This is a genomic window from Enterovirga sp., from assembly GCF_035325185.1.
Taxonomy (GTDB): Bacteria; Pseudomonadota; Alphaproteobacteria; order Rhizobiales; family Beijerinckiaceae; genus Enterovirga.
This window is the reverse complement of the sequence record NZ_DAOLAJ010000101.1, coordinates 1-5,186: the sequence shown is the minus strand read 5'-3', so window position 1 is coordinate 5,186 and position 5,186 is coordinate 1. Positions and strand designations below refer to the sequence as shown.

General features: G+C 67.9%; 5 protein-coding genes and 1 tRNA gene. 4 read left to right on the top strand and 2 right to left on the bottom strand.

Annotated elements, in window-relative coordinates:
- Nucleotides 1–111: 111 nt before the first annotated feature.
- Nucleotides 112–1,773, bottom strand: a complete 1,662-nt coding sequence (locus PKD06_RS15970) for a thiamine pyrophosphate-binding protein (protein WP_324381796.1) — start codon at nt 1,771–1,773, stop codon at nt 112–114.
- A gap of 118 nt (nt 1,774–1,891) precedes the next feature.
- Between PKD06_RS15970 and PKD06_RS15965 the strand changes: the two genes are divergently transcribed.
- Entirely contained in the window at nt 1,892–2,446 is a 555-nt protein-coding gene (locus tag PKD06_RS15965; protein WP_324381794.1) for a sugar O-acetyltransferase, read from the top strand.
- A 2-nt stretch (nt 2,447–2,448) separates the two neighbouring features.
- Here the strand turns inward: PKD06_RS15965 and PKD06_RS15960 are convergent.
- Nucleotides 2,449–2,533: transfer RNA gene (locus tag PKD06_RS15960), tRNA-Leu, on the bottom strand.
- 281 nt (nt 2,534–2,814) lie between these two features.
- On the opposite strand from PKD06_RS15960, the gene tig reads away from it, so the two are divergent.
- The 3 genes from tig to PKD06_RS15945 all read left to right on the top strand — a co-directional run.
- Nucleotides 2,815–4,179 carry a trigger factor gene (gene tig, locus PKD06_RS15955; RefSeq protein ID WP_324381792.1) on the top strand — a complete coding sequence of 455 codons (1,365 nt, stop codon included), beginning with the start codon at nt 2,815–2,817 and terminating at the stop codon, nt 4,177–4,179.
- A 62-nt stretch (nt 4,180–4,241) separates the two neighbouring features.
- Complete coding sequence (locus PKD06_RS15950; RefSeq protein ID WP_324381790.1) at nt 4,242–4,877, top strand: ATP-dependent Clp protease proteolytic subunit; 636 nt, start codon at nt 4,242–4,244, stop codon at nt 4,875–4,877.
- A gap of 211 nt (nt 4,878–5,088) precedes the next feature.
- On the top strand, nt 5,089–5,186 hold a 98-nt coding region (locus tag PKD06_RS15945; protein WP_324381814.1), incomplete at its 3' end, for a ClpX C4-type zinc finger protein.

Below are 5,186 nucleotides of genomic sequence, written 5' to 3'. Positions count from 1 at the left end.
GGGGGGGTGGAGGGGACCTCCAAGGCGTCGGGCGGGGGGGGACCGCCCCCGCGGGTCTTGGGCCGAGCCCGCCCTCTCCGCGGCAAGAAGGGGAGGGTTGGGGCGGCGGAATCACCCGCCCCTGATCTCGGAGAGCGTCCGGTCGGGCGTCAGGGCCTCCTGCTCGACGATGCAATGCAGGATGGCTGGCTTGCCGGAAGCCAGCGCCCGCTCGAAGGCCGGGCCGAATTCGGCATTCGTGCGAACGGTCTCGCCGTGGCCGCCGAAGGCGCGGGCATAGGCGGCGAAATCCGGATTCCTGAGGCGGGTCGCGGAAATCCGGCTCGGATATTCGCGCTCCTGGTGCATGCGGATCGTGCCGTACATCGAGTTGTCCAGGATGACGACGATCGCGGGGATGTCGTACTGGACGGCGGTGGCGAATTCCTGCCCGTTCATCATGAAATCGCCGTCGCCGGCAAAGCAGACGACCGTCCGGTCGGGATGGACGCGCTTGGCCATGACGGCGGCCGGCGGCCCGTAGCCCATGGAGCCGGAGGTGGGCGCGAGGTTGCGGCGCGTGCCGTCGAGCGGAATGAAGCGGTGCACCCAGACGGCGAAATTGCCGGCGCCGTTGGTGACGATGGCGTCCTTGGGCAGCCTGTCCCGCAGCCAGAGCATGGCCTCGCTCGTCTGGAACTCGCCGGGCAGGGCGCGGGGCTTGCCGATCCGCTCGAGATAATCGGCCCGCGCCTCGGCGCTGCGCTGCTTCCAGGGGATCTCGCGCGGCGGCTGGAGGCGTTCGAGCGAGGCAGCGAAGGCGTTCGGCGCGGCCTCGATGGCAAGAGCCGGCTGGTAGACGCGGCCCAACTCGCCCGCATCGGGGAAGACGTGGACGACACGCTGCTTCGGCACGGGAATGTCGAGGAGCGTGTAGGAGGAGGAGGGCATCTCCGACATCCGCGCGCCCACGAGAAGCAGGAGATCGGCCTCCTTCACCCGCGCGGTCATTTTCGGCCCCGGATTGATCCCGACCTCGCCGGCGTAATTCGGATGATCCGCCGGGAAGAGCCAGGCGCGCCGGAACGAGGTTGCGACCGGAAGATCGAAGCGCTCCGCGAAACGCACCATGGTCGCGCGGGCTCGCTCGCTCCAGCGCGAGCCGCCGAGGATGACGAGGGGGCGCCGGGATTCGCCGAGCATGGCCTGGAGCCGGTCCATGTCGGCGGGGGCGGGCCAGGGCTCGACCGGCTCGACGCGCGGCGCATCCGCGACCTCGGCGGTGTCGGTCAGCATGTCCTCGGGGAGGGCGATCACCACGGGGCCCGGCCGGCCCTGCATCGCGACCCGGAAGGCGCGGGCGACGATCTCGGGGATCCGCTCGGCCTCGTCGATCTCGGTCGCCCACTTGGCCATCGTGCCGAAGACGGCTCGGTAGTCGAGTTCCTGGAACGCCTCGCGGTCGCGCATCGACCTGTCGATCTGCCCGACGAACAGGATCATCGGGGTCGAATCCTGCTTGGCGATATGGACGCCCGCGCTCGCATTGGTGGCGCCGGGGCCGCGCGTCACGAAGCAGATGCCGGGGCGCCCCGTAAGCTTGCCCTCGGCCTCGGCCATCATCGCCGCTCCGCCCTCGTTGCGGCAGACGATCACGTCGATCGCCGCATCGTGCAGCGCGTCGAGGACGGCGAGATAGCTCTCGCCCGGAACGCAGGTGGCCCGCGCCACTCCCTGCGCGATCAGTTGATCGACCAGGATCTGTCCGCCCGTCCGGCTCTTGAGCGCGCTCATGTTTTCCCCCGAGCCTCCGCTTCGGCAGGCGGCGGCACGGAATTTCCTAGCGTGCGCCCCGAGGCTTGGCCAGCATGCCGGGAAGGGCGCCGCCGCGCGGGTGGGGAGAGCCGTGAGGATGATGACCGAGAAGGAAAAGATGCTGGCGGGCAAGCCGTTCCGGGCCGCCGACCCGGAGCTTCAGGCCGATTTCGCCGCCAACGAATCGTGGCTGGCGCGCTATAACGGATCGCCCGGCGCGACGGCTGCGGAACGCCATGCGCTCCTCGCCGCGCATCTCGGCGGGGCCGGGGAGGGGGCCGTGATCCGGCCGCCCTTCCACTGCGATCTCGGCTACAATATCGAGATCGGCCGCGACGCCTTCCTGAATTTCAACTGCGTGATCCTCGACATCGTGTCGGTGAGGATCGGGGACCGGACGCAGATCGGCCCGGCCGTCCAGATCTATGCGGCCGACCATCCGCGCGATGCCGAAACGAGGCGCGCAGGGCTCGAATTCGGCCGGCCGGTGCGGATTGGCAGCGACGTCTGGATCGGCGGAGGCGCCGTCATCGTGCCGGGCATCACCATCGGGGACGGCGCCGTCATCGGGGCGGGATCGGTGGTCACCCGCGACGTGCCCGCGGGCGCGACGGCCGCCGGCAATCCCGCCCGCGTCGTCCGCGGAGGCTGAACTGGTGCCCGGCGAGGGACTCGAACCCCCACACCTCGCGGCGGCAGGACCTAAACCTGCTGCGTCTACCAGTTCCGCCAGCCGGGCCTCGCGTCTCCTCTAGGAGATCGCGCCGGGCCTGCAAAGCGGCTGCTCCATATTGTCAGAGTGATCGTGAAGTGATCGTGACACGGGCTTGACGGCGTGACATAAGCCGCGCCATCGGCGGTGAGGTCCCGTCCGCGGCCCCGGCCACGGACGGCTTGGCGATTCCGTCACGGGGACCGGCCGATGGGCTTTGCGCCGCAGGTGTCGTCCGTGGCCGCGCCCGCTTTCAGTTTCAGCCGCGCACGGCCACCGGGCGCCAAATCGAGTTCGACGAGGAAGTCATGCAGGTCACGGAAACGAGGTCGGAAGGTCTTCGGCGGGAATACAAGGTCACGCTCCCGGCCTCCGAGCTGGAGGAGCGGCTGACGGGCGAGCTGACGACCCTGAAGGACAAGGTCCGCCTGAACGGCTTCCGGCCCGGCAAGGTGCCGATGGCGCATTTGCGCAAGCTCTACGGCCGCTCGGTCATGGCCGACGTCGTGCAGAACGCCGTCAGCGAGGCCAACCGCAAGATCATCGAGGACAACAGCCTCAAGCTCGCCATGGAGCCCAAGGTCGACCTGCCTTCCAATCAGGAGGAGGTCGAGAAGGCCCTCCAGGCCAAGGGCGATCTCGATTTCACCATCGCCCTCGAGGTGCTGCCGGAATTCGAGCTGGCCGATCTCGGCGACGTGAGCGTCACGAAGCAGGTCGCGGAAGTCTCCGAGGAGGAGCTTGAGGCGGCCGTGAAGCGCATGGCGCAGCAGAACCGCACCTTCTCGCCCAAGGACGGCGAGGCGGCCGAGGGCGACCGCGTCACGGTCGATTTCGTCGGCCGGATCGAGGGCGAGGCCTTCGACGGCGGCACCGCGAACGACATCGACGTCGATATCGGCTCGGGCACCTTCATCCCCGGCTTCGAGGAGCAGCTCGTCGGTGCGAAGGCGGGGGACGAGAAGACGCTGAGCGTCACCTTCCCGGAGAATTACGGCTCCGAGAAGCTGGCCGGGAAGCCGGCCGAGTTCGAGGTGAAGGTCAAGGCCGTCGCTGCGCCCGAGGAGGTCGCGATCGACGACGAGATGGCCAAGGCTTTCGGCATGGAGAGCCTCGAGAAGCTGAAGGAAGCGGTGAAATCGGCGATCGGGCGCGACTTCGAGGCGCAGTCGCGCCGCAAGCTCAAGAAGGAGCTGCTCGACGCCCTCGACGCCAAATATGATTTCGCCCTGCCCGAGGGGCTCGTGGAGCAGGAATTCAACGCGGTCTGGAGCCAGGTGCTCGCCGATCTTAACAATAGCGGGCGCAGCTTCGCCGACGAGAACACGACCGAGGAGGCCGCCCGGGCGGAGTACCGCAAGATCGCCGAGCGGCGCGTGCGGCTCGGCCTCGTCCTTGCGCAGGTGGGGGAGAGAGCCGATATCAAGGTCAGCGACGAGGAGGTGAACCAGGCTCTCGTCGAGCGGATACGCCAGTATCCGGGCCAGGAACGGCAGGTTTGGGAATTCTATCAGAAGAACCCGGGCGCGAGGGCCGAGCTGCGGGCGCCGATCTTCGAGGAGAAGACCGTCGACCATATTCTCGGCCAAGTGAAGGTTCTCGAGGAGCCGACCACGCGCGAAGCGCTGTTCAAGGACGACGAGGAAAAGGAAGGCGCCGAGGCTTCCGCCTAGGCGCCGCGAGGCTCGGCGGACGGGCCGCAGAAGCCCCCGCCGGCAATCACGAGATGAGGGCGATGAGAGATCCAGTCGATATCTACAACAACACGCTCGTGCCGATGGTGGTCGAGCAGTCGAACAGGGGCGAGCGGGCCTTCGACATCTATTCCCGCCTGCTGCGCGAGCGGATCATCTTCCTCACGGGGCCGGTGGAGGATTACTCGGCCTCGCTGATCGTCGCCCAGCTCCTGTTCCTGGAAGCGGAGAACCCCAAGAAGGAGATCTCCTTCTACATCAACTCGCCGGGCGGCGTGGTGACGTCGGGGCTCTCCATCTACGACACCATGCAGTTCATCCGCTGCCCGGTGGCGACGCTCTGCGTCGGGCAGGCGGCCTCGATGGGCTCGCTGCTGCTTTGCGCCGGCGAGAAGGACCACCGCTTCGCGCTGTCCAATGCGCGGATCATGGTCCACCAGCCCTCGGGCGGCTTCCAGGGTCAGGCGACCGACATCCTGATCCATGCCCGCGAGATCGAGGCCCTGAAGAAGCGCCTCAACGAGATCTATGTCCAGCATACGGGCCGGGACTACGACACGATCCATACCGCGCTCGAGCGGGACAATTTCATGACCGCCGATGCCGCCAAGGCGTTCGGCATCGTGGATCAGGTGCTGGTCAAGCGCCCGGAAGCGGGCGCGGCGGCCCTGGCCTGAGGTGCGGCGGCCGGTCACAAGAGGCCGCAGCCGCTATTGATCGGCCGGCCCGCACGTGATTGCATCGGGCCGGGCCGGCGCACGATGGCCGGCCTCCGCGGGGAGGGCGCGACGTTTGGGATGATCAGCTTTTGTTTAGGCCGATCTCCCTACGCTGAAGGTTGTGATTCGGCGGGGCTGCGTGCGCCCCGCGACCTGACTGGAGACGGTGATGAGCAAAGCCGGCAGCAGCGACTCGAAGAGCACGCTCTATTGCTCCTTCTGCGGAAAGAGCCAGCACGAGGTCCGCAAGCTGATCGCCGGCCCGAC

What these genes read in the sequence shown, in the direction of transcription:
- PKD06_RS15950 (WP_324381790.1), top strand. Translation starts at nt 4,242, where the DNA reads ATGAGAGATCCAGTCGATATCTACAACAACACGCTCGTGCCGATGGTG.
- PKD06_RS15965 (WP_324381794.1), top strand. Translation starts at nt 1,892, where the DNA reads ATGATGACCGAGAAGGAAAAGATGCTGGCGGGCAAGCCGTTCCGGGCC.
- tig (WP_324381792.1), top strand. Translation starts at nt 2,815, where the DNA reads ATGCAGGTCACGGAAACGAGGTCGGAAGGTCTTCGGCGGGAATACAAG.
- PKD06_RS15970 (WP_324381796.1), bottom strand. Translation starts at nt 1,773, where the DNA reads ATGAGCGCGCTCAAGAGCCGGACGGGCGGACAGATCCTGGTCGATCAA.